Raw genomic sequence first — 21,446 nt, 5'->3', positions numbered from 1 at the left:
TCAGGACATCGTGTCGGGGGCCGGCGGTAGATTAGATACATGAGCCTTGCCCAGGAAATCAACCGTGTCGTGGCGCCCTTTGAGGTCATCAGCGACTTCCAGCCCGCGGGCGACCAGCCGGCGGCGATCGCGGAACTCACCGAGCGGATCCGCAACGGCGAGAAGGACGTGGTGCTGCTTGGCGCCACGGGTACCGGTAAGAGCGCGACGACGGCGTGGCTGATCGAGCAGGTCCAGCGCCCCACCCTGGTGATGGTGCAGAACAAGACCCTTGCCGCGCAGCTGGCCAACGAATTCCGCGAACTGCTGCCCAACAACGCGGTCGAGTATTTCGTCTCCTACTACGACTACTACCAGCCTGAGGCCTACGTGCCGCAGACGGACACCTTCATCGAGAAGGACTCCTCCGTCAATGAGGAAGTCGAACGTCTGCGCCACTCCGCGACGAACGCCCTGCTGACCCGGCGCGACGTCGTGGTGGTCGCCACGGTGTCCTGCATCTACGGCCTCGGCACCCCGGAAGAGTACATCGCCGGCATGGTGACGCTCCGCAAGGGTGCGGAGATGAACCGCGACGACCTGCTGCGGAAGTTCGTCGCCATGCAGTACACCCGCAATGACATGGACTTCCACCGCGGCACGTTCCGGGTCCGCGGCGACACCGTGGAAATCATCCCCATGTACGAGGAACTGGCGATCCGGATCGAGTTCTTCGGCGACGAGATCGAGAACATCTACACGCTGCACCCGCTGACCGGCGAGGTGATCCGGGATGAGACCGAGATGTACGTCTTCCCTGCCTCGCACTACGTCGCCGGGCCGGAACGCATGAGCCGGGCCATCACGAAAATCGAGGACGAGCTCGCCGAACGCCTCAAGGTCCTGGAAAGCCAGAACAAGCTCGTCGAGGCCCAGCGGCTGCGGATGCGCACCACCTACGACCTCGAAATGATGCAGCAGATGGGCTTCTGCAACGGCATCGAAAACTACTCCCGGCACATCGACGGCCGCGACGGCGGGACCGCGCCGCACTGCCTCATCGACTACTTCCCGGACGACTTCCTGCTGGTGATCGACGAATCGCACGTCACCGTCCCGCAGATCGGCGCCATGTATGAGGGCGACATGTCCCGCAAGCGGACGCTGGTGGACCACGGCTTCCGGCTGCCGTCGGCGATGGACAACCGGCCGCTGAAATGGGATGAGTTCCTTGAGCGCGTGGGCCAGACCGTCTACCTCTCCGCCACTCCGGGCAAGTACGAGCTCGGCAAGTCCGACGGCTTTGTGCAGCAGATCATCCGGCCCACCGGCCTGATCGATCCCGAGGTGATCGTCAAGCCGACCAAGGGCCAGATCGATGACCTGCTGGGCGAGATCCGCACCCGCACGGCCAAGAACGAACGCGTCCTGGTGACCACGCTGACCAAACGGATGGCCGAGGACCTCACCGACTACCTCCTGGGCCACGGCGTGAAGGTGGAGTACCTCCACTCCGACGTCGACACCCTGCGCCGCGTGGAGCTCCTGCGGGAACTGCGGATGGGCGTTTTCGACGTCCTCGTGGGCATCAACCTGCTCCGTGAAGGCCTCGACCTCCCGGAGGTCTCGCTGGTGAGCATCCTGGACGCGGACAAGGAGGGCTTCCTGCGCTCGTCCACCTCCCTGATCCAGACCATCGGCCGCGCCGCACGTAACGTGTCCGGCCAGGTGCACATGTACGCGGACCGGATCACGGACTCGATGGCCCACGCGATCGACGAGACCAACCGCCGGCGCGCCATCCAGGTCGCCTACAACACGGAGAAGGGAATCGACCCCCAGCCGCTCCGGAAGAAGATCGCGGACATCACCGACCAGCTGGCCAAGGAAGACGCGGACACCCGCGAACTGCTGGCGGCGGCAGGCAAGAACCGCGGCAAGGGCAAGGGCGCCGCGGTCATCCGGGCGGACGGGCTCGCGGCGGCCCCGGCCGAGGACCTTGTCGGGCTGATCGAACAGCTCACGGAGCAGATGCACGCAGCGGCCGGGGAGCTGCAGTTCGAGCTCGCTGCGAGGCTCCGCGACGAGGTGGGGGACCTGAAGAAGGAACTGCGGCAAATGCAGTCGGCGGGGCACGCCTAGGGTAAACTCGGACGAACGTAGGGGAGTATCCCAAGCGCTACGATCGTCAACACGCACGGCTACGATGCCGTGCCGGGCGTAGCGGGCAGCACGGCGGCATCACGCGCCGGCGGTCGGAGAGACTTACACCGCTGAGCTGTACCCTACGAAAGGTATTTCCCCGTGCCCGACCTTCCCCTGTGGTTCGAGATCGGCTCGTTTGTCGTTCTCGGCATCATCCTGGCCATTGACCTGCTGATGGTGCTTAAGCGCCCGCACGAGCCCTCCATGAAAGAAGCCGGACTGTGGGTCACGTTCTACGTGGCCCTGGCCCTGGTGTTCGCCGGCGCCATGTTCGCCTTCACCGGACCGGAGTTCGGTGGCCAGTTCATCGCCGGCTGGGTGACGGAATACAGCCTCAGCATCGACAACCTGTTCGTGTTCATCATCATCATGGCCCGCTTCTCGGTACCGCGTAAGTACCAGCAGGAAGTGCTCATGGTGGGCATCATCATCGCCCTGATCCTGCGCGGCATTTTCATCATGCTCGGCGCGATCGTGATCGAGCAGTTCAGCTGGGTCTTCTACATCTTCGGCGCCTTCCTGCTCTGGACCGCGTGGAAGCAGGCCCAGGACGAGGGCGAGGACGAGGAAGACAAGGAAAACCCGCTGATCGCGCGGATCCGCAGGGTCCTGCCGATGTCCGAAAAGTTCGACGGCGGCAAGCTCCGCACGGTGGTGGACGGCAAGAAGGTCTTCACCCCCATGCTGATCGTCTTTGTCACCATCGGCATGACGGACCTGCTCTTCGCGGTCGACTCCATCCCGGCGATCTTCGGCCTCACCCAGAGCGCCTTCATCGTCTTCACGGCGAACATCTTCGCCCTCATGGGCCTGCGCCAGCTGTACTTCCTGCTCGGCGGCCTCATGAACCGGCTCATCTACCTCAAGCACGCCTTGTCGGTCATCCTGGCGTTCATCGGCGTCAAGCTGGTCCTGCACGCCATGCACGTCAATGAACTGCCCTTCATCAACGGCGGCCAGCACATCGAATGGGCGCCGGAGATCCCCACCTACGTCTCCCTCGCCGTGATCATCGGCACCATCATCATCGCGGTGATCGCGAGCCTGATCAGTTCCAAGGCGTCCAAATCCAAGCTGGACGCCCGGCTCGAAGAGGACGCCCGCAAGAGCCTGAGCGACGTCGAATAGCTCCGGCGCGACCGGTCCGCGGCGCGGGCCTTCGGCCGGCGCCTTCCGGCGGGCCTTCGGCCGGCGCCTTCCGGCGGGCGCCGGCACGTGCCGGACGCGTTATGCTCGGACCGTGAAGACCTTCTACCCTGCGGCACGTGACTCTGCGGCGCTGGACCTGCACCGGGTCCAGCGCCGCACCGTTTCCGTCCTGAGCGTTGCCCAGCTCCTGAGCAGCGTGGGCAGCGGTGCCAGTCTCTCCGTCGGCTCCCTGCTGGCCGTCCAGCTGTCCGGCTCCAATGCCTGGGCCGGTTCCGTCACCACAGCGGTTACACTGGCCGCCGCCGTCGCGGCGCTGCCCCTCGCCGGCCTGGCCGGACGCCGGGGCCGCCGGGCGGCGCTCGTGACCGGCCAGCTGTCGGCCATGGCCGGCTCCCTGCTCATCATCGCGTCCACGGTGTCCGGGGTGTTCCCGGTGCTGCTGCTGGGAGCCGCGATGCTGGGCCTGGGGACCGCCGCCAACCTGCAGGCCCGCTTCGCCGCTGTCGATCTCGCCGACGCCGAACACCGCGGACGGTCCCTCGCAATCGTTGTCTGGGCGGTGACGATCGGCGCCGTCGCCGGACCCAACCTGATCCGTCCGGGAGCAGCTGTGGGGGAGGCCCTGGGCCTGCCGGCACTGGCCGGACCGTTCGTGTTCTCCGCCGCCGGGCTGGCCCTGGCCGCCGTGCTGCTGGTCATCGGCCTGCGCCCGGATCCGCTGCTGCTCGCGGCCCGGATCAGGGCGGCCGGCGAGCCTCTGGCGGCGAAAGGCACCACGGCTGCCCGACGCCGGCACGGCCTCCGCGCCGGCCTCCGGGCTGTCCGGAAGTCACCGCGGGCACGCCTGGCCCTGTTCGCGATCGTGGCCGCGCACGGCTGCATGGTGGCCGTGATGTCGATGACCCCGCTGCATCTCCAGCTCCTCGCCGAAGGCCCCATGGCCGACATGCCGGCCGGACATGTCCATGCCGCCAGCACGGACCTCCTGGTCCTGATCGGTTTCACGATCTCGCTGCACATCGCCGGCATGTACGCGCTCTCGCCGGTGATGGGCTGGCTCACCGATAAGTCCGGCCGCCTCCCCGTGATCATTCTGGGGCACGGGCTGATTCTGCTCGCCGTCTGCGTCGCCGGATTCGGGCAGCAGCAACCCGTCCTGGTCACGGCGGGACTGGTACTGCTCGGCCTGGGCTGGTCGGCGGCCACCATCGCGGCCTCCACGCTCCTCGCCGAAAGCGTCTCCGCCGAGGACCGCGTCCTTGTTCAGGGCGTCTCAGACACCCTCATGGGGGCCGCCGGGGCGCTCGGCGCCGGCTTCTCCGGCCTCGTGATGGCCGGCGTCGGCTACCAGGGACTGAACCTGGCTGCAGCCGCCCTCGCCGCGGGGGTGTTGGCCGTCGCCGTCCCGGCTGCGGCGAGGGGCCGGGCAACCGCCGCAGCGGCCTAGCAGCCCGACCCCTTCCCGCACAGCAGCTGATCACACGGCGGATGTCCGCACGCCGATGTCCGTGCAGCGGCGGAAGCCGGGTCCGTGTGCCCGCTCAGCGGCGGGCGGAGCGGGCCATCCCCAGCAGGCGACCGAAGATCGCCTCGCCGTCGTCCGCGATGCCGTCATGATGGAACTCGTCGGACTCCCACACCTGCAGGCCGCGGACGGCGGCCGCGGTTTCCAGGGAGAGCTCGCGGTCCACGTAGATGTCGTCCGTGTACACGGCCGCAGCGACGGGCACGGTGTTGAAGGCCAGCCGCTCCGGATCGTAGAGCGGGCCCCAGTCGTCCTTCTCGGCGAGCAGCCGTGCCACGCCCTGCAGCGGGCGCAGGGCCGGGTCCTGCTCGAAATACCAGGGGTAGACCATTTCACCGGTCAGGAGCGGCTCCGCGGCGTCGGGGCGGAATTCGGGGAATTCCGCCAGGACCCGCCAGGCGGCCCAGTCGGTGGCCGCGGACTGGCCGTAGATGGATTCGTGCATCAGCGCGTACAGGGGGTTCGAGGCCCGGGACACGAGGCCCCGGACCTGTTCCAGGAACGCGTCCGAGAGGCGGTCGCCGTCGGGTGTGGCCACAAAGGCGTCCTCGAGCAGGTGGTGGAGCGCATCCACCCGGGTATTGCCACCCAGGAAGGAACCCACCATCTGGAAGCGCTCCACGGTGAGGCGGCCGCCGTCGGGCAGGAATTCCTCCGTCTCCCGCAGATGCCCGGCGATCCGGGTGACGGCGGCACGGTCCTCGGGGTACCAGCTGAAGTACTCGGCGTTCCGGGCCGCGACGCGCTGAAACGTTGCCCGGTACACGCGGTCCGCGGAGCCGCCCAGCGGGGCAAGGCCGCCGGTCACGAGCACCTCGCGCAGCCCCTCGGGCGCGAAGGAGAGGTAGCTGAGGGCGCAGAATCCGCCGTAGCTCTGGCCGTAGACGGTCCAGGGCGCGGCGCCCAGGGCCGACCTGATGGCCTCGGCGTCGGCGACGATGGAGTCGGCGCGGAAGTGCGTCAGGTAGCGGGCCTGCGCCGCATCGCTGCCGCGCAGGGGCAGCGTGTTGCGGTCGATTGCCGAGGACAGGCCGGTGCCGCGCTGATCCAGCATGAGGATCCGGAAGTCCCGTGCCGCGGCCTTGCTCCAGCCGCCCAGGGACGGCAACCGGTTACCGCGCCCGCCGGGGCCGCCCTGCAGGTAGAGCAGCCAGGGAAGCTCGGCCGCCGCTTCCTCGCTGTGCTCGGTGGACACGTATTCGCGGGCGAACACCGTGATGGTCTCGCCGCGGCGTCCGTCCTCGCTGAAGTGGTCCAGGGGTACCTGGAAGTAGTGTTCCGCGGTGCGCATGCCGCGGTAGGTGTGGCGCGCCCGGACGTGGCGCCGGACGCTGGATCCGGACTCGAGGAGGGCGGCTCCCATGAGCCCCGTCACCGGAAGATCAGCCACGGGTGGCCTCCTCGCGGACGCCTGCACGGAAATCGTCCGAGCCCGCGCCGGAGCCGCCGAAAGCTTCCAGCGCGGCGCCGGTGAGACGGAAGGTGGACCATTCGTCCATCGGGGCCGCGCCGAGCTTCCTGTAAAAGTTGATCGAGGGCTCGTTCCAGTCCAGGACGCTCCATTCGACCCGCGCGTACCCGCGGCTGACGGCGGTGGCGGCCAGATGCTGGAGCAGTGCCTTGCCATGGCCCTCGCCCCGGGCCTCGGGCCGGACGTAGAGATCCTCCAGGTAAATCCCGTGGACGCCTTCCCACGTGGAGTAGTTCAGGAACCAGAGGGCGAAACCGCGGACCTCGCCGTCGGCATTTTCCGCCATGGTGGCGAAGACCCGGGGGTTCTCGCCGAACAGGACCCCGGTGAGCATCTCGGGGGTGTTCCGGACGGCGTCCGGTTCCTTCTCGTAGATGGCGAGGTCGTGGATCATCTGCAGGATGGCAGGGACGTCATGCGGGGCGGCAGGCCGGATTACACTCATTGTTCGAGTTTACTCGGGGCATCTGCCGGGCGGGTGACGGACTTCGCGGGTGCCCGTGCCGCATGCCAGACACTGGGCGCAGTCCCGCTAGAGGCGGTTGACGTCCGTGACGCGGACGACGGCGGTCCCGGACTCGTCCGAGGCCGCCAGGTCCACCTCGGCGGAGATGCCCCAGTCGTGGTGGCGGGCCGGGTCATCGAAGATCTGCCGGACCTTCCACACCCCGGGTTCCTCGGTGATGATCAGGAGCCCCGGGCCGCGGGCGTCCGGGCCGGTGCCGATGTCGTTGTGTTCGTCGAAGTAATCATCCAGCGCATCCTCCCAGCGTTCCGCGTCCCAGCCGGACCCGGCGTCGAGCTCGCCCAGGGCCGTGGCGGCTTCATCGGCGAAGAGCTCCACGCGGCGGAACATCTCGTTGCGCACCATCACCCGGAAGGCCCGGACGTTGGAGGTCAGCGACGGCGGCGGGGGCGGGGGAGCGTCATGCGGGGTGGGCGCGGCGCCGGAGGTCAGCTCTTCCCACTCGTCGAGCAGGCTGGAATCAACCTGCCGGACCAGTTCGCCCAGCCAGGCGATGAGATCCTCCAGGTCCTCCCGGAGGGCGTCCTGCGGGACGGTCTGCCGGAGTGCCTTGAAACCGTCGGCGAGGTAGCGCAGCACGATCCCCTCGGAGCGGGCCAAGCCGTAGAACTGCACGAATTCGCCGAAGTTCATGGCGCGCTCGTACATGTCCCGGACCACGGACTTGGGGGCAAGTTCAAAGTCGCCCACCCACGGGGCGGCCTTGCGGTAGACCTCAAAGGCCTCGCCGAGGATCTCGGCGAGCGGCTGCGGGTACGTGACTTCCTCGAGCATCGCCATGCGCTGGTCGTACTCGATGCCGTCGGCCTTCATCGCCGCGATGGCTTCGCCGCGCGCCTTCTTCTGCTGGGCCGACAGGATCTGGCGCGGCTTCTCCAAGGTCGCCTCGATCACGGACACGACGTCCAGGGCGTACGACGGCGACTCCGGGTCCAGGAGTTCCAGCGCTGCGAGGGCGAAGGGGGACAGTGGCTGGTTGAGGGCGAAGTTGGCCTGCAGGTGGACCGTGAGCCGGACCGTGCGGCCGTCCGGCCCCTGCTCCTGAAGCGGGATGCGCTCCACGACGCCGGCAGCGAGCAGTTCGCGGTAGATGCCCAGGGCCTTCTTCATGAGCCGCAGCTGCGAGGACCGGGTCTCGTGGTTCTCGGTGAGCAGGCGCCGGGCGGCCTGGAACGGGTCGCCGGGACGTTCCATGAGGTTCATCAGCATCGCGTGCGTCACGGTGAAACTGGACGTGAGCGGGTCCGGCACCGACTCCACGAGCCGCTTGTAGGTCGGTTCGCCCCAGGATACAAAGCCTTCCGGGGGCTTCTTCTTGACCACCTGGCGCAGCTTCTTCTGGTCGTCGCCGAACTTGGCGGTGGCCTTGGCCATCGCCTTCACGTTTTCGGTCACGTGCTCCGGGGCCTGGACCACCACGGTCCCGGCGGTGTCATAGCCGGCGCGTCCGGCCCGCCCGGCGATCTGGTGGAACTCGCGGGAGTTCAGCAGCCGGGTGCGCACGCCGTCGTACTTGCTCAGTGCCGTGAGCAGCACGGTGCGGATCGGCACGTTGATGCCCACCCCGAGGGTGTCGGTGCCGCAGATGACCTTCAGCAGGCCGGCCTGGGCGAGCTGCTCCACAAGCCGGCGGTATTTGGGCAGCATGCCGGCGTGGTGGACGCCGATCCCGTGCCGGACCAGCCGGTTGAGGGTCTTGCCGAAGCCCGCGGCGAAGCGGAACCCGGCGATGAGCTCGGCAATCTTGTCCTTCTCGTCGCGGGTACAGACGTTGATGCTCATCAGGTTCTGTGCCCGGTCGATCGCCTCGACCTGGCTGAAGTGCACCACGTAGACCGGGACCTGCTTGGTGGCGAGCAGCTCTTCGAGGGTCTCGTGGACCGGAGTCTGTTCGTAGTAGTAGTGCAGCGGAATAGGGCGTTCGGCGGAACTGACGGTCGTCGTCGGACGGCCGGTCAGGGCGCTGATCCCTTCCTCGAAGCGGCTGACATCGCCGAGCGTCGCCGACATCAGCAGGAACTGCGCCTGGGGCAGTTCCAGCAGCGGCACTTGCCACGCCCAGCCGCGCTGCGGGTCGGAGTAGAAGTGGAACTCGTCCATGATGACGGCACCGAGTTCAGCCGCCGAACCCTCGCGCAGGGCAATGTTGGCCAGGATTTCGGCGGTGCAGCAAATGATGGGCGCGTCCTGGTTGACGCCGGAGTCACCGGTGATCATGCCGACGTTCTCGGCCCCGAAGATCTCGCAGAGGGCGAAGAACTTCTCCGAGACGAGGGCCTTGATCGGGGCGGTGTAGTAGCTGCGCTGTCCGCGGGCCATGGCCTGGAAGTGCGCGGCAATGGCCACGAGGGACTTACCGGACCCGGTGGGCGTGGCCAGGATGACGTTGGACCCGGCAGCCAGCTCCATGATGGCTTCGTCCTGGGCGGTGTAGAGGGCGAGGCCGCGGGTCTCCGTCCACTCGACAAACCGGGTGTAGAGCTCGTCCGGGTCCAGGGCCGTCCTGCCGGAAATTCGGGCGGCCGGGGCGGGGAGCTGATCAACGAGTTTCATTGCTGTCCAGCTTAGTGCCCGCATGCTGCCGGCGGCACCGGCGGGCTGGTGCGCCGCGCCCGCCGGATGCGTGGCTCCTTGGCTGGCCAACATTGCCGGGGCTACGCTTCGGGTAGGACAACAGCGCCGCGGACTGGAGGTAGCCGTGAAATGGGATCCCGAAAAGTATGTGCAGTTCGGTGATTACCGGGACAGACCGTACTTTGACCTCACGGGGCGGATCCACGCCGAAGCCCCGCGGCACGTCGTCGACCTCGGCTGCGGCCCGGGCAACCTGACCGCAACTCTCGCGGACCGGTGGCCGGGGGCACAGGTGGTGGGCCTGGATTCCTCGCCGGAGATGTTGGCCAAGTCGAGGGACCATGCGGCCGCGGCCCCCAACCTCTCCTATGAGCTGGCCGACATCGGGCACTGGCTGCCCTCCGGCGAGACCGATGTGGTGGTCACCAACGCCGCCCTGCAGTGGGTGCCCGGACACCGCGAATTGTTGCCCGCGTGGCTTGATGCCCTCAAACCGGGGGCCTGGTTCGCGCTACAGGTGCCGGGGAACTTCAACGCCCCCTCCCACACCCTGATGCGGGAGCTGGCCGAGTCTCCGGCGTGGGCCGGGCGGCTCGCCGGGGTCCTGCGCCACGACGACGTGGTGGGGGAGGCGGCGGAATACCTCGACATCATGCTCGACGCCGGTTGCGCCGCCGATGCGTGGGAAACCACCTACCTGCAACTGCTCCCGGGCGCCCACCCTGTCCTGGAGTGGGTCCGCGGGACGGGGCTCAGGCCGGTCCTGGCCGCCCTTCCGGCAGACGAGGCCAGGGACTTTGAGGCCGAGTACTCGGCGCGACTGGACGAGGCGTATCCGGCGGGCCGGCACGGGACCGTCTTCCCGTTCCGGCGCACCTTTGCGGTGGCGCAAAAGCGCGGGTGAGAGGCGTGTCTGCCGGTTGACACGAGGCACTCCGGAATGGGGCTTACAATGACGTGGCGGCGTGGGGGCGGCCGTTAGGCTGATTCCTATTCCGAGCCCTGGGCAAGTGATGGAGGTTCGGTGCTAGTAAGCCTGATGGCGCGGTTACTGTCCGCGCATAAGGGGAGCGTGCTGGCCATCGTTGTGCTCCAGCTCGTGCAAACCACCGCCAACCTGCTCCTGCCCACCCTGAACGCCGCGATCATCGACGACGGCATCATCGGCGGGGACACGGGGGAAATCCTCCATCTGGGCGGCTGGATGGCCGGAATCGCCGCCGTGCAGGTGGCTACGGCTATCGCGGCCGGTTACCTGGGCGCCGTCGTCGCCATGGAGCTTGGCGGGCAGCTGCGCGGGGAACTCTTCGCGAAGGTGCAGTCCTTTTCCTCCCAGGAGGTGGGGGTCTTCGGTGCGCCCAGCCTCGTTACCCGGGCCACGAACGACGTCGCCCAGATCCAGAACCTCGCAGTCCTGGTCTTCACCATGCTGATCGCGGCCCCTGCCATCTTCATCGGCGGCATCGCGCTGGCCGTGCACCAGGACGTCGTGCTGTCCTGGATCGTGGTCGCCGTGATTCCGATCCTCACGGTGATCATGACGGTGATCGTGCGCCGCCTGATTCCGCTGTATCGCGAGGGCCAGGGGCTCCTCGACAGGATCGGCCGGGTGCTGCGCGAGCAGATCATCGGCGCCAACGTCATCCGCGGCTTCGTCCGGCAGGACCACGAAATCCGCCGCTTCGACGAAGCCAATAAGGACCTCACCCGGAACAACCTGCGCTCCGCCCTGCTGGTGGCCGGGATGATGCCGATGATCATGCTGGTGGTCAACCTGTCCTCCGTATGCGTGGTGTGGTTCGGCGGCCACCGGATCGACGCCGGCGAAATGCGGCTCGGTGCCCTCACCGCGTTCATCGCCTACATCCTGCAAATCCTGATCGCCATCATGATGGCGATGTACGTGTTCATGACCGCCCCGCGGGCCGCGGCGTGCGCGGAACGGATCCGCGAGGTGCTGGACACGAAACCGGCCATCGCGGACCCGGCTGCCCCCGCCGGGGCGCACGCCGCCCCTGCCCGGCCCGAAAATGAGGCACAGCCCGAAAATGAGGCACAGCCCGGACATGCCGCACAGCCCGAAGATGTGGCCCGGCCCGGACATGCCGCACGCCCGGTGAGCACGTCGCATGCCCGTCATACTGCCCGCCCCGCAAACGCCGTCGAGTTCCGCAACGTGTCCTTCGCCTATCCCGGCGCCGAGGAGCCCGTGCTCGACGGCATCACATTCACCGCCGCCCCCGGGACCACGACGGCGATCATCGGCGCGACCGGCAGCGGCAAGACGACCCTCCTGAACCTGATTCCCCGCTTCCTCGACGCGACCGGCGGCGAGATCAGCATCGGGGGACGCAATGTGCGGGCCATGCCGCTGGAGGCCCTGCGGGGCCTCATCGCCATCGTCCCGCAGCACTCCTACCTCTTCTCCGGCACGGTCGCTGAAAACCTTCGCCTGGGTTCACCGGCCGCCGCCGATCCGGACTTGTGGCAGGTACTCGAGTCCGCCCAGGCAGCCGACTTTGTCCGCGCCCTGCCCCTCGGGCTCGACGCGCCCGTCAGCCAGGGCGGCACCAACTTCTCCGGCGGCGAACGCCAGCGCCTGTGCATCGCCCGGGCACTGCTCAAAGATTCGCCGGTCTACCTGTTCGATGACAGTTTCTCCGCCTTGGACTACGGGACCGATGTCCGGCTCCGTGCGGCGATCGAGCCTCTGCTGGAGCGGGCCACTGTGCTGATCGTCGCCGAACGGGTGGCAACGATCGTGGACGCCGGGCTGATCCTCGTGCTGGAGGACGGTCGCCTTGTCGCGCAGGGCACACACGCCGAACTCATGGAGTCCTCGCCAAGCTACCGGGAGATCGCCGCGTCCCAGCTCGTGCTGGAGGAAACCCTGTGAGCCGCGGCCGGGCATCGGGCATGGAGTCCGCCGCGCTGGCCGGGGCCAAGGAGCGCTCCAAGTGGCGCGCCGCAGCCCGGCTGCTGGGCCTGTTGCGGCCCCTGAAGTGGCGGATGGCCGGTGTCATCGCGGCCACCTGCGCGTTCGTGACGCTCAACGTCGCCGCCCCCAAAGTCCTGGGTGACGCCACCGACGTCGTGGTCGCAGGATTCCTCGGCGGCGCCCTCGACGAACAGGCGCTGGCCGGGCGGCTCCTGACGGTGTCCGCCCTGTACGTCGGGGCGTCCCTCTTCAGCTGGATCCAGGGCGCCCTGACCGCCACGGCCGTGCAGCGGCTCAGCTACGGGCTCCGCGGTTCCGTGGAGCAAAAACTCCATGTGCTGCCGTCCAGCCATTTCGAGGAGCAGCGCCGCGGCGAGGTGCTCAGCAGGGCCACGAACGACGTCGACAACATCTCCCAGGCGCTCAACCAGCTCCTCAACCAGCTGATCATGTCCGTCCTGATGCTTTCCGCCGCACTCGCCATGATGCTCTGGCTCTCGCCGCTGCTGGCGCTGATCGCGGTCCTCTCGGTGCCGGTGTCGACGGTCATCACCGTGTTAGTGGCCAAGCATTCCCAGGCGCACTTCACGGAACAATGGAGCAGTACCGGGGCGCTGCACGCCCAACTCGAAGAATTCTTCACGGGGCATGAAGTGGTCAAGGCCTTCGGCCGGCAGGAGGAGTCGGCGGCGAGCTTCCGGGACTGCAACGACAAACTCACGCGGTCCAGCGCCCGCGCCCAGTATCTGTCCGGCATAGTGCAGCCGCTCATGGTGTTCGTCGCCAATCTCAACTACATTGCCGTGGCCGTTGTGGGGGCGCTCCAAGTCACCACCGGGGCCATGACGATCGGCGGCATCCAGGCTTTCATCCAGTTCTCCCGCCTTTTCAGCCAGCCGATGGGCCAGATCGGCGGAATGCTGACCCTCCTGCAGTCCTGCCTCGCCTCCGCGGAGCGTGTTTTTGAGCTGCTCGATGCTCCCGAGATCCCGCCAGACAGCGCCGTGCCGGCCGCTGCGGCCAACGGCGGCGGCAGGCTTCACGGCGCCGGCACCCCGCTCACGGTCCATAGCCCGCCCAAGATCCATACCCCGCGCAAGACCAATGGCCGGCACAAGTTCAACGGCCGGCGCAAACCCCGGGACCTGCGGGAAGCCAACGCTCCGCTGACGCCGGGCACGGCCGCGGGCCGCGTCACGTTCGAGCACGTCAGCTTCAGCTACAGCCCCGGCACCCCCGTGGTGAAGGACCTGTCCTTCACGGTGGAGCCGGGACAAACCGTGGCAATCGTGGGTCACACCGGCGCCGGCAAGACCACCGTGGTGAACCTCCTGATGCGCTTCTACGAACTCGACTCGGGCCGGATCCTGGTGGACTCGACCGACATCGCCACCATCCCGCGGGACGAGCTCCGGTCCGTCTTCGGCACGGTCCTGCAGGATGCGTGGCTGTTCACCGGCAGCATCCGCGAGAACATCGAGTACGGCCGGCCGGGGGCCACCGACGCCGAGATCGTCGCGGCGGCCCGGGCCAGCCATGTGGACCAGTTCGTCAGGGCCCTGCCGGCCGGCTACGCCACCATGCTCGGCAACGACGGCGACTCCCTGAGCCGGGGGCAGTGCCAGCTCGTCTCGATCGCGCGGGCGCAGCTCGCCGGCCGCAGCATCCTGGTGCTGGATGAGGCGACGAGTTCCGTTGACAGCCGAACCGAGGTGCAGATCCGGCATGCCATGGAGCGGCTTCGCCAGGGTCACACTAGCTTCGTGATCGCGCACCGTTTGTCCACGGTCCGGGACGCTGATCTAATTCTCGTCATGGACCACGGACGGATCGTTGAACACGGCACCCATCAGCAGCTGATGGCCGGGAGCGGGCTCTACAAGGATTTGTACGACGCACAGTTCGCCGGTCGCGAACAGGTGCAGGCCGTCGGGGAGCCGGAACAGTGAACCACGCGGACACCGCGGGGGAGCGTTTCCCCGGTGCCTGGCGGACCAATCCGGCCAGCTCCGTCCCGCTCTTCGAACAGCTCCGGCTATACGTCATTGAACGCGCCGATAACGGCACGCTCGCACCGGGTACCCGGCTGCCGGCCGTGCGGAGCCTCGCCACCGAACTGGGCGTAGCACCCCACACTGTGGCCCGGGCCTACAAGGAACTGGAGGCCGCCGGCGTCGTCGTGACGCGGGGCCGGAACGGCACGGTCGTCTGTGCCCGCGATGCCGCCTGGAGTTCGCTGTCCGCCGCCGCGGCGGAGTTCGCGGCGGCCGCCAAAGCGCAGGGCGCGAGCTTCGCCGAGGCCGTGCAATTGCTGGCCGCCGCCTACGACCGCCACTAGCACATCCGGGCGGACCCCACGGCGAGCAGAATAGTTTTTCGAAGAAGTTTTCGATTAGCATTAGATTCGTGCCTAAAGCTGTAGCTGAAGATCCAGCCGTTGAAGTCCAGTCCGCCGTCGAACCGCTGGCAGCCCGGGAGGCCGTCCTGTCCCGTCCCGAGCTGAAACGCCCGGACATGACGCGCCTCGTCGTCAAGGGCGCGCGCGAACACAACCTGCGCAACGTGGACCTGGACCTGCCCCGCGATGCCATGATCGTGTTTACCGGCTTGTCCGGCTCCGGCAAGTCCTCCCTCGCGTTCGACACCATCTTCGCCGAAGGTCAGCGCCGCTACGTCGAATCTCTCTCCGCCTACGCCCGGCAGTTCCTGGGCCAGGTGGACAAGCCCGACGTCGACTTCATCGAGGGCCTCTCCCCGGCCGTGTCGATCGACCAGAAGTCCACGAGCAAGAACCCGCGCTCCACCGTGGGCACCATCACCGAAATTTACGACTACATGCGCCTGCTGTGGGCCCGCGTGGGCCGGCCGCACTGCCCCATCTGCGGCGAGCCCGTGGCCAAGCAGACCCCTCAGCAGATCGTTGACCAGCTGCTCGAACTCCCGGACGGCACGCGCTTCCAGGTGCTGGCACCCGTGGTCCGCGGCCGCAAGGGCGAATTCGTCGACCTCTTCAAGGAACTGACCGCCAAGGGCTACTCGCGGGCACGCGTCGACGGCGAGCTCGTCCAGCTGAGCGATCCGCCCAAGCTGGGCAAGCAGTTCAAGCACACCATCGAAGTGGTCGTGGACCGCCTCGTGGTCAAGGAAGGCATCAGCCAGCGCCTCACCGACTCCGTCGAAACCGCGCTCGGCCTGGCGGAGGGCCGCGTCCTGGCCGAATTCGTCGACCTCGACGCCGACGACCCCGAGCGGATCAGGGCGTTCTCCGAACACCTCGCCTGCCCCAACGAACACCCCCTGGCGATCGACGAGATCGAGCCGCGCTCCTTCTCGTTCAACAACCCGTTCGGCGCCTGTAGCGCCTGCAGCGGCATCGGCACCAAGCTGGAAGTCGATGAGGATCTCATCATCCCCAACCCGGAGCTCTCGCTGTCGGAGGGCGCCATTGCGCCGTGGTCGCTGGGCACCGCCACCACGGAGTACTGGAACCGGCTGCTGGGCGGCCTCGCAAAGGAACTCGGCTTCTCCATGACGACGGCGTGGGAAAAGCTCGACGCCGACGTCCGGCAGACCGTGCTGCACGGCAAGGACCATAAGGTCGTGGTGCAGTACCGCAACCGCTTCGGCCGGGAACGCAAGTACAGCACCGGCTTTGAGGGGGTCGTGCAGTACGTCCACCGCAAGCATGGCGAGACCGATTCCGACTCGGCGCGCGACCGCTACGAGGAGTACATGCGCCAGGTCCCGTGCCCGGCCTGCAACGGTGCACGCCTGAACCCCGCGTCCCTTTCGGTGCTGATCAACGGCAAGTCCATCGCCGAGGTCGCCGCGCTGCCCATGCGCGAATGCGCGCACTTCCTCGACAACCTCGTCCTCACGGGCCGCGAAGCGCAGATCGCCCACCAGGTCCTCAAGGAAATCCAGGCCCGGCTGACCTTCCTCCTCGACGTCGGACTCGAATACCTGAACCTGGAGCGGCCCTCCGGAACCCTGTCCGGCGGTGAAGCCCAGCGCATCCGGCTGGCCACCCAGATCGGCTCAGGGCTCGTGGGCGTGCTCTACGTCCTCGACGAGCCCTCCATCGGCCTGCACCAGCGGGACAACCGCCGCCTGATCGAGACCCTCACCCGGCTCCGGGACCTGGGCAACACCCTGATCGTGGTGGAGCATGACGAGGACACCATCCACGAAGCCGACTGGGTCGTGGACATCGGACCCGGTGCCGGCGAGCACGGCGGCATGGTGGTTCACTCCGGTTCGTACCAGGACCTGCTGAAGAACACGGAGTCCCTGACCGGCGACTACCTCTCCGGCCGGAAGTCCATCGAGGTACCGAAGAAGCGGCGGAAATACGACAAGAAGCGCGAGCTCAAAGTCGTCGGCGCCAAGGAAAACAACCTGCTCAACGTGGACGCAGCCTTCCCGCTGGGCCTCTTCACCGCCGTCACGGGCGTCAGCGGCTCCGGCAAGTCCACCCTCGTCAACGAGATCCTCTATAAGGTGCTCGCCAACAAGCTCAACGGTGCCAAGCAAGTGGCCGGCCGGCACAAATCCGTCCAGGGCCTCGAACACCTGGACAAGGTGGTGCACGTCGACCAGAGCCCCATCGGACGCACCCCGCGCTCGAACCCGGCCACCTATACCGGCGTGTTCGACCACATCCGGAAGCTCTTCGCCGAGACCACGGAGGCGAAAGTCCGCGGCTACCAGCCGGGCCGGTTCTCCTTCAACGTCAAGGGCGGCCGCTGCGAGGCCTGCTCCGGCGACGGCACCCTGAAGATCGAGATGAACTTCCTGCCTGACGTCTATGTTCCCTGCGAGGTTTGCCACGGCGCCCGGTACAACCGCGAAACCCTGGAGGTCCACTACAAGGGCAAGACGATCGCGGACGTGCTGAACATGCCCATCGAGGAAGGCGCCGAGTTCTTCGCGGCGTTCTCCCCGATCGCGCGGCACCTCAACACTCTTGTCGACGTCGGCCTCGGCTACGTCCGGCTCGGCCAGCCCGCCACCACGCTCTCCGGCGGCGAGGCCCAGCGCGTGAAGCTCGCGGCTGAGCTCCAGAAGCGATCCAACGGCCGCAGCGTCTATGTCCTGGACGAGCCCACCACGGGCCTGCACTTCGAGGACATCCGCAAGCTCCTCATGGTGCTGCAGGGCCTCGTGGAAAAGGGCAACACCGTGATCACCATCGAGCACAACCTCGACGTCATCAAGAGCGCCGACTGGATCGTGGACCTTGGCCCTGACGGCGGTTCGGGCGGCGGCCGGGTTGTGGCCTCCGGCACCCCGGAGCAGGTCGCAAAGTCGAGTGAAAGCCACACGGCGGCGTTCCTCGCCGAGCTCCTCGCCTGAGATCGCACCCCGTGCCGTGGGTGCGGGCCGGGAGCACCACTGCTGAGCGCTCCCGGTCTGCGGCACGGCCAAGTATTCCCCTGAGGTATTCGGCTGCCGTAACCCCCTGATGTATTCCTGAAGGAGTATGCGAATTTCTGGCATCCGTGCACTCGTGAGAAACTAAGCCGGTGACGCATACAACAGTGCCCGTGATCTTCGACCTCGACGGCACTCTTGTCGATCCGGCCGGGGGAATCACGGGCGGAATCGCCGCGGCCCTCACCGAACTCGGACTGCCGGTTCCGGGCCCTGCCCGGATGGACGAGATGGTCGGACCCAAACTGAGCCATTCCCTCACGGAAATCGCCGGCGTACCGGCAGCGCTCCTCGCGGACGTCATCCGGATCTATCGCCGGCACTACGTGTCCACCGGCATCGCGCAGAGCCGGCTGTACCCCGGAATCCGCGACCTCCTCGAAGGCTTCGTCGCCGCCGGGCGGCCCATCGCCGTCGCCACCCAGAAACCGGAAAGTCTGGCCCGCACCGTGCTGGAACACCACGGCATCGCCGGGCTCTTCCACAGCATTCGCGGCTCGGCCGCCGACGAGGCAGGCGCTGCACCGGACTCCGTCCCCGAAGGCAAGGCGGGCATCGTCGCCGCCGCGCTCTCGGACCTGGCTGCCGCCGTCCCGTCGACGGCCGGCCATGCCGTGATGGTGGGCGACCGTGCGCAGGACGTCGCCGGGGCCGCCGCGAACGGACTGGACTGCATCGGCGTAGGCTGGGGTTTTGCGCCCGACGGCGAACTGCACGCAGCCGGCGCCGTCGAGATCGTGCACACCACCACTGCGCTTCACGCAACGATCACAAGACTCTCCGAACGCCCGGGGACCGCAGCCCTGAACGAGGTGCACACCGATGGAAATGTTTGACGTAATCCGCTGGACCACGCGCGGGCTCATATCGTCCACGTGCCGTCCGACGGTCATCGGCCTGGAGAACGTGCCCAAGGAAGGCCCGTTTATCGTGGCCCCCAACCACCTCTCCTTCCTGGACAGCGTGATTGTCCAGGCCCTCATGCCGCGGCCCGTGGCGTTCTTCGCGAAGGCCGAGTACTTCACCACCGGCGGCGTCAAGGGCAAGGCCATGAAGTCCTTCTTCGAGGCCGTGGGCTCCATCCCCGTCGAGCGCGGCGAGCAGGCCGCCAGCGTCCAGGCGCTGAAGACGCTGCTGGACATCCTCGACGCCGGCCGCGGCGTGGGCATCTACCCCGAAGGCACCCGCTCCCGCGACGGCATCCTGTACCGAGGCCGCACCGGCGTCGGCTGGCTCGCCCTCACGACGGGCGCGCCGGTGATCCCGGTGGGCCTGATCGGCACGGAACACCTGCAGCCGGCGGACAGCAAAGCGGTCAAACCGCAGCACTTCACCATGAAGGTGGGCGAGCCGCTGTACTTTGAGAAGACGGGACCGGACCACTCGCTGCCGGCCCGCCGCCAGGTCACCGACCGCATCATGGACGCCATCGCGGAACTGAGCGGCCAGGAACGCTCCACCAGCTACAACCAGAGCAAGTCGGTCGAGTAGCGGGAGGAGCCGCGCTTCCGGCCGGGCCGGTGCCGCGGCATCCCCGGAGGCTCAGTAGACTGGAACTGTGGCAGATCCAGCGAGTTACCGACCCCAGACAGGTGAAATTCCGACCAATCCGGGCGTGTACCGCTTCCGTGATCCGCACGGCCGGGTCATCTATGTCGGCAAGGCCAAGAACCTCCGTTCCCGGCTGAATTCCTACTTCGCCAACCCGGCAGGGCTGATGCCCAAGACCTACGCCATGGTGCACACAGCCAGCAGCGTCGAATGGACCGTGGTGGGCAGCGAGCTCGAGTCGCTGCAGCTGGAATACACCTGGATCAAGGAATTCACGCCGCGATTCAACGTGATGTTCCGGGACGACAAAAGCTACCCGTACCTGGCCGTCACGATGGGGGAGAAGTACCCGCGCGTCCAGGTGCTCCGCGGCGACCGGCGCAAGGGCACCCGGTATTTCGGCCCCTACACCGCCGGTGCGATCCGGGACACCATGGACACGCTGCTGCGGGTCTTCCCCGTGCGCAGCTGCAGCGCCGGCGTGCTCAAACGCGCCGAAGCCAGCGGCCGGCCCTGCCTGCTCGGCTACATCGACAAATGCTCCGCGCCCTGCGTGGGGCGCATCTCCGCCGAGGACCACCGTGCCCTGGCCGAGGACTTCTGCAGCTTCATGGGCGGCGAAGCCAAGCCCTTCGTGAACCGGCTGGAACGCGAGATGGCCGCCGCGGTCGCCGAGCTCGACTACGAGCGGGCGGCGCGCCTGCGGGACGACATCGTGGCGATGAAGAAGGTCTTCGAACGCAACGCCGTCGTTCTCGCCGAGGGCACGGACGCGGACGTCTTCGCCCTCCACGAAGACGAACTCGAGGCCGCCGTCCAGGTCTTCCACGTCCGCGGCGGCCGGATCCGCGGCCAACGCGGCTGGGTGGTGGAAAAGGTCGAGGACTCCACCACCCCGGAGCTGGTCGAACACCTGCTCCAGCAGGTCTACGGCGAGGAAGCCGGCGTCCAGGGCAGGCTGCCCCGGGAGGTCCTGGTGCCCGCCGAACCCAGCAACGCCGCCGAACTCGCGCAATGGCTTAGCGGCCTGCGCGGGGCCCGCGTGGATATCCGGGTGCCCCAGCGCGGCGACAAGGCCGCGCTCATGTCCACCGTGCGGGACAATGCCGAGCACGCACTGAAACTGCACAAGTCCCGGCGCGCCGGCGACCTCACCATGCGCTCCCAGGCCCTCCAGGAACTCCAGGAGGCACTCGACCTGCCCGTGGCGCTGCTGCGGATCGAATGTTTCGACATTTCCCACGTCCAGGGCACCAACGTGGTCGGTTCCATGGTGGTGGTGGAAGACGGGCTCCCGAAGAAGTCCGACTACCGCAAGTTCGCCGTCACCGGGGCCGCCGCCACCGACGACACCGCCGCCATGCACGACGTCCTGACCCGACGGTTCCGGCACTACCTCGACGAGAAACGCGAGCAGGCAGCCGCCGCGGCCAAACCGGCACACCAGGCCGCGCTGGAAGCGGCAACCGCGGCGGCGGTCGCGGACTCCACGACGCCGGCCCCGCGGAGTAAATTTGCCTACCCGCCCAACCTCGTCGTCGTCGACGGCGGCAAACCGCAGGTCAACGCCGCCGCCCGGGCGCTGGCCGAGCTGGGCATCGAGGACGTATACGTTGTCGGCCTGGCCAAGCGGCTCGAGGAGGTGTGGCTGCCGGACAGCGATTTCCCGGTGATCCTGCCGCGCGCCTCCGCCGGCCTGTACCTGCTGCAGCGGATCCGCGACGAGGCCCACCGCTTCGCCATCTCCTTCCACCGGCAAAAACGAGGCAAGGCCATGACGGTCTCCGCGCTGGACGGCGTGCCCGGACTGGGCGAGTCCAAACGCAAGGCCCTCCTGGCCGAATTCGGTTCCGTCAAGGGCATCAAAGCGGCGACCCAGGAAGAACTCACCGGCGCCAAGGGGATCGGCCCGTCCCTGGCCGCTGCGATCGTCCGGCACTTCACGGCCGACGGCGAGGAAGCCGCCACCGTTCCGGCCATCAACATGACCACCGGCGAAATCCTCGAAACTTAGCTAGCTCCGACAAACTTAGCTAGGGTAAAGACTTGGGAAACGGCACGGGCGCGGCATCACCGCGGCCGCGCCGCTACCTGA

14 protein-coding genes are annotated in these 21,446 nt (G+C 67.6%); 11 read left to right on the top strand and 3 right to left on the bottom strand.

Annotated elements, in window-relative coordinates:
- The first annotated feature begins 39 nt into the window (after positions 1-39).
- The 3 genes from uvrB (at position 40) to ACVWZ7_RS00480 (ending at position 4,780) form a co-directional block, all read left to right on the top strand.
- Entirely contained in the window at positions 40-2,121 is a 2,082-nt protein-coding gene (gene uvrB / locus ACVWZ7_RS00490; protein ID WP_116765758.1) for an excinuclease ABC subunit UvrB, read from the top strand.
- 162 nt (positions 2,122-2,283) lie between these two features.
- Positions 2,284-3,312, top strand: a complete 1,029-nt coding sequence (locus tag ACVWZ7_RS00485; RefSeq protein ID WP_116765757.1) for a TerC family protein — start codon at positions 2,284-2,286, stop codon at positions 3,310-3,312.
- A gap of 112 nt (positions 3,313-3,424) precedes the next feature.
- Complete coding sequence (locus ACVWZ7_RS00480) at positions 3,425-4,780, top strand: MFS transporter (RefSeq protein WP_456506549.1); 1,356 nt, start codon at positions 3,425-3,427, stop codon at positions 4,778-4,780.
- Positions 4,781-4,874: 94 nt separating this feature from the next.
- On the opposite strand, the gene ACVWZ7_RS00475 is transcribed toward ACVWZ7_RS00480, so the two are convergent.
- The 3 genes from ACVWZ7_RS00475 to ACVWZ7_RS00465 all read right to left on the bottom strand — a co-directional run bounded on the left by ACVWZ7_RS00475 (position 4,875) and on the right by ACVWZ7_RS00465 (position 9,408).
- Entirely contained in the window at positions 4,875-6,221 is a 1,347-nt protein-coding gene (locus ACVWZ7_RS00475; protein ID WP_456509042.1) for an alpha/beta fold hydrolase, read from the bottom strand.
- Between the two features lie 19 nt (positions 6,222-6,240).
- Positions 6,241-6,774, bottom strand: a complete 534-nt coding sequence (locus ACVWZ7_RS00470; protein ID WP_344367764.1) for a GNAT family N-acetyltransferase — start codon at positions 6,772-6,774, stop codon at positions 6,241-6,243.
- An 87-nt stretch (positions 6,775-6,861) separates the two neighbouring features.
- The gene (locus ACVWZ7_RS00465; protein ID WP_456506548.1) at positions 6,862-9,408 is read right to left on the bottom strand and encodes a DEAD/DEAH box helicase; all 2,547 of its coding nucleotides are present in this window, start codon (positions 9,406-9,408) and stop codon (positions 6,862-6,864) included.
- A 145-nt stretch (positions 9,409-9,553) separates the two neighbouring features.
- Here ACVWZ7_RS00465 and ACVWZ7_RS00460 point away from each other — a divergent pair, with 145 nt between their 5' ends.
- The 8 genes from ACVWZ7_RS00460 to uvrC all read left to right on the top strand — a co-directional run bounded on the left by ACVWZ7_RS00460 (position 9,554) and on the right by uvrC (position 21,365).
- Positions 9,554-10,333 (top strand): trans-aconitate 2-methyltransferase, encoded by a 780-nt coding sequence (locus ACVWZ7_RS00460; RefSeq protein WP_344367762.1) that lies wholly within the window; start codon positions 9,554-9,556, stop codon positions 10,331-10,333.
- A 135-nt stretch (positions 10,334-10,468) separates the two neighbouring features.
- Complete coding sequence (locus tag ACVWZ7_RS00455) at positions 10,469-12,325, top strand: ABC transporter ATP-binding protein (RefSeq protein ID WP_456509041.1); 1,857 nt, start codon at positions 10,469-10,471, stop codon at positions 12,323-12,325.
- Between the two features lie 20 nt (positions 12,326-12,345).
- The gene (locus ACVWZ7_RS00450) at positions 12,346-14,316 is read left to right on the top strand and encodes an ABC transporter ATP-binding protein (RefSeq protein WP_456509040.1); all 1,971 of its coding nucleotides are present in this window, start codon (positions 12,346-12,348) and stop codon (positions 14,314-14,316) included.
- On the top strand, positions 14,313-14,705 hold the full coding sequence (locus tag ACVWZ7_RS00445) for a GntR family transcriptional regulator (protein ID WP_456506547.1): 393 nt from the start codon (positions 14,313-14,315) through the stop codon (positions 14,703-14,705). Before ACVWZ7_RS00450 ends, ACVWZ7_RS00445 begins: the two co-directional genes overlap by 4 nt.
- Before the next feature lie 68 nt (positions 14,706-14,773).
- Positions 14,774-17,722 (top strand): excinuclease ABC subunit UvrA, encoded by a 2,949-nt coding sequence (uvrA, locus tag ACVWZ7_RS00440; protein ID WP_116765749.1) that lies wholly within the window; start codon positions 14,774-14,776, stop codon positions 17,720-17,722.
- 170 nt (positions 17,723-17,892) lie between these two features.
- Positions 17,893-18,636 (top strand): HAD hydrolase-like protein, encoded by a 744-nt coding sequence (locus ACVWZ7_RS00435; protein ID WP_456506546.1) that lies wholly within the window; start codon positions 17,893-17,895, stop codon positions 18,634-18,636.
- On the top strand, positions 18,623-19,291 hold the full coding sequence (locus ACVWZ7_RS00430) for a lysophospholipid acyltransferase family protein (protein WP_344367758.1): 669 nt from the start codon (positions 18,623-18,625) through the stop codon (positions 19,289-19,291). Before ACVWZ7_RS00435 ends, ACVWZ7_RS00430 begins: the two co-directional genes overlap by 14 nt.
- Before the next feature lie 67 nt (positions 19,292-19,358).
- Positions 19,359-21,365 carry an excinuclease ABC subunit UvrC gene (uvrC, locus tag ACVWZ7_RS00425; RefSeq protein WP_091247886.1) on the top strand — a complete coding sequence of 669 codons (2,007 nt, stop codon included), beginning with the start codon at positions 19,359-19,361 and terminating at the stop codon, positions 21,363-21,365.
- The last annotated feature ends 81 nt before the right edge of the window (positions 21,366-21,446 follow it).

Source organism: Arthrobacter sp. TE12232 (assembly GCF_054062615.1).
This window is presented reverse-complemented; position numbering and strand designations above follow the sequence as displayed.

Bases quoted from the DNA above. Each gene is read 5' to 3' on its own strand.
- uvrB (WP_116765758.1), top strand. From the start codon at position 40: ATGAGCCTTGCCCAGGAAATCAACCGTGTCGTGGCGCCCTTTGAGGTC.
- ACVWZ7_RS00475 (WP_456509042.1), bottom strand. From the start codon at position 6,221: ATGGGAGCCGCCCTCCTCGAGTCCGGATCCAGCGTCCGGCGCCACGTC.
- ACVWZ7_RS00470 (WP_344367764.1), bottom strand. From the start codon at position 6,774: ATGAGTGTAATCCGGCCTGCCGCCCCGCATGACGTCCCTGCCATCCTG.
- ACVWZ7_RS00465 (WP_456506548.1), bottom strand. From the start codon at position 9,408: ATGAAACTCGTTGATCAGCTCCCCGCCCCGGCCGCCCGAATTTCCGGC.
- ACVWZ7_RS00455 (WP_456509041.1), top strand. From the start codon at position 10,469: ATGGCGCGGTTACTGTCCGCGCATAAGGGGAGCGTGCTGGCCATCGTT.
- ACVWZ7_RS00450 (WP_456509040.1), top strand. From the start codon at position 12,346: ATGGAGTCCGCCGCGCTGGCCGGGGCCAAGGAGCGCTCCAAGTGGCGC.
- ACVWZ7_RS00430 (WP_344367758.1), top strand. From the start codon at position 18,623: ATGGAAATGTTTGACGTAATCCGCTGGACCACGCGCGGGCTCATATCG.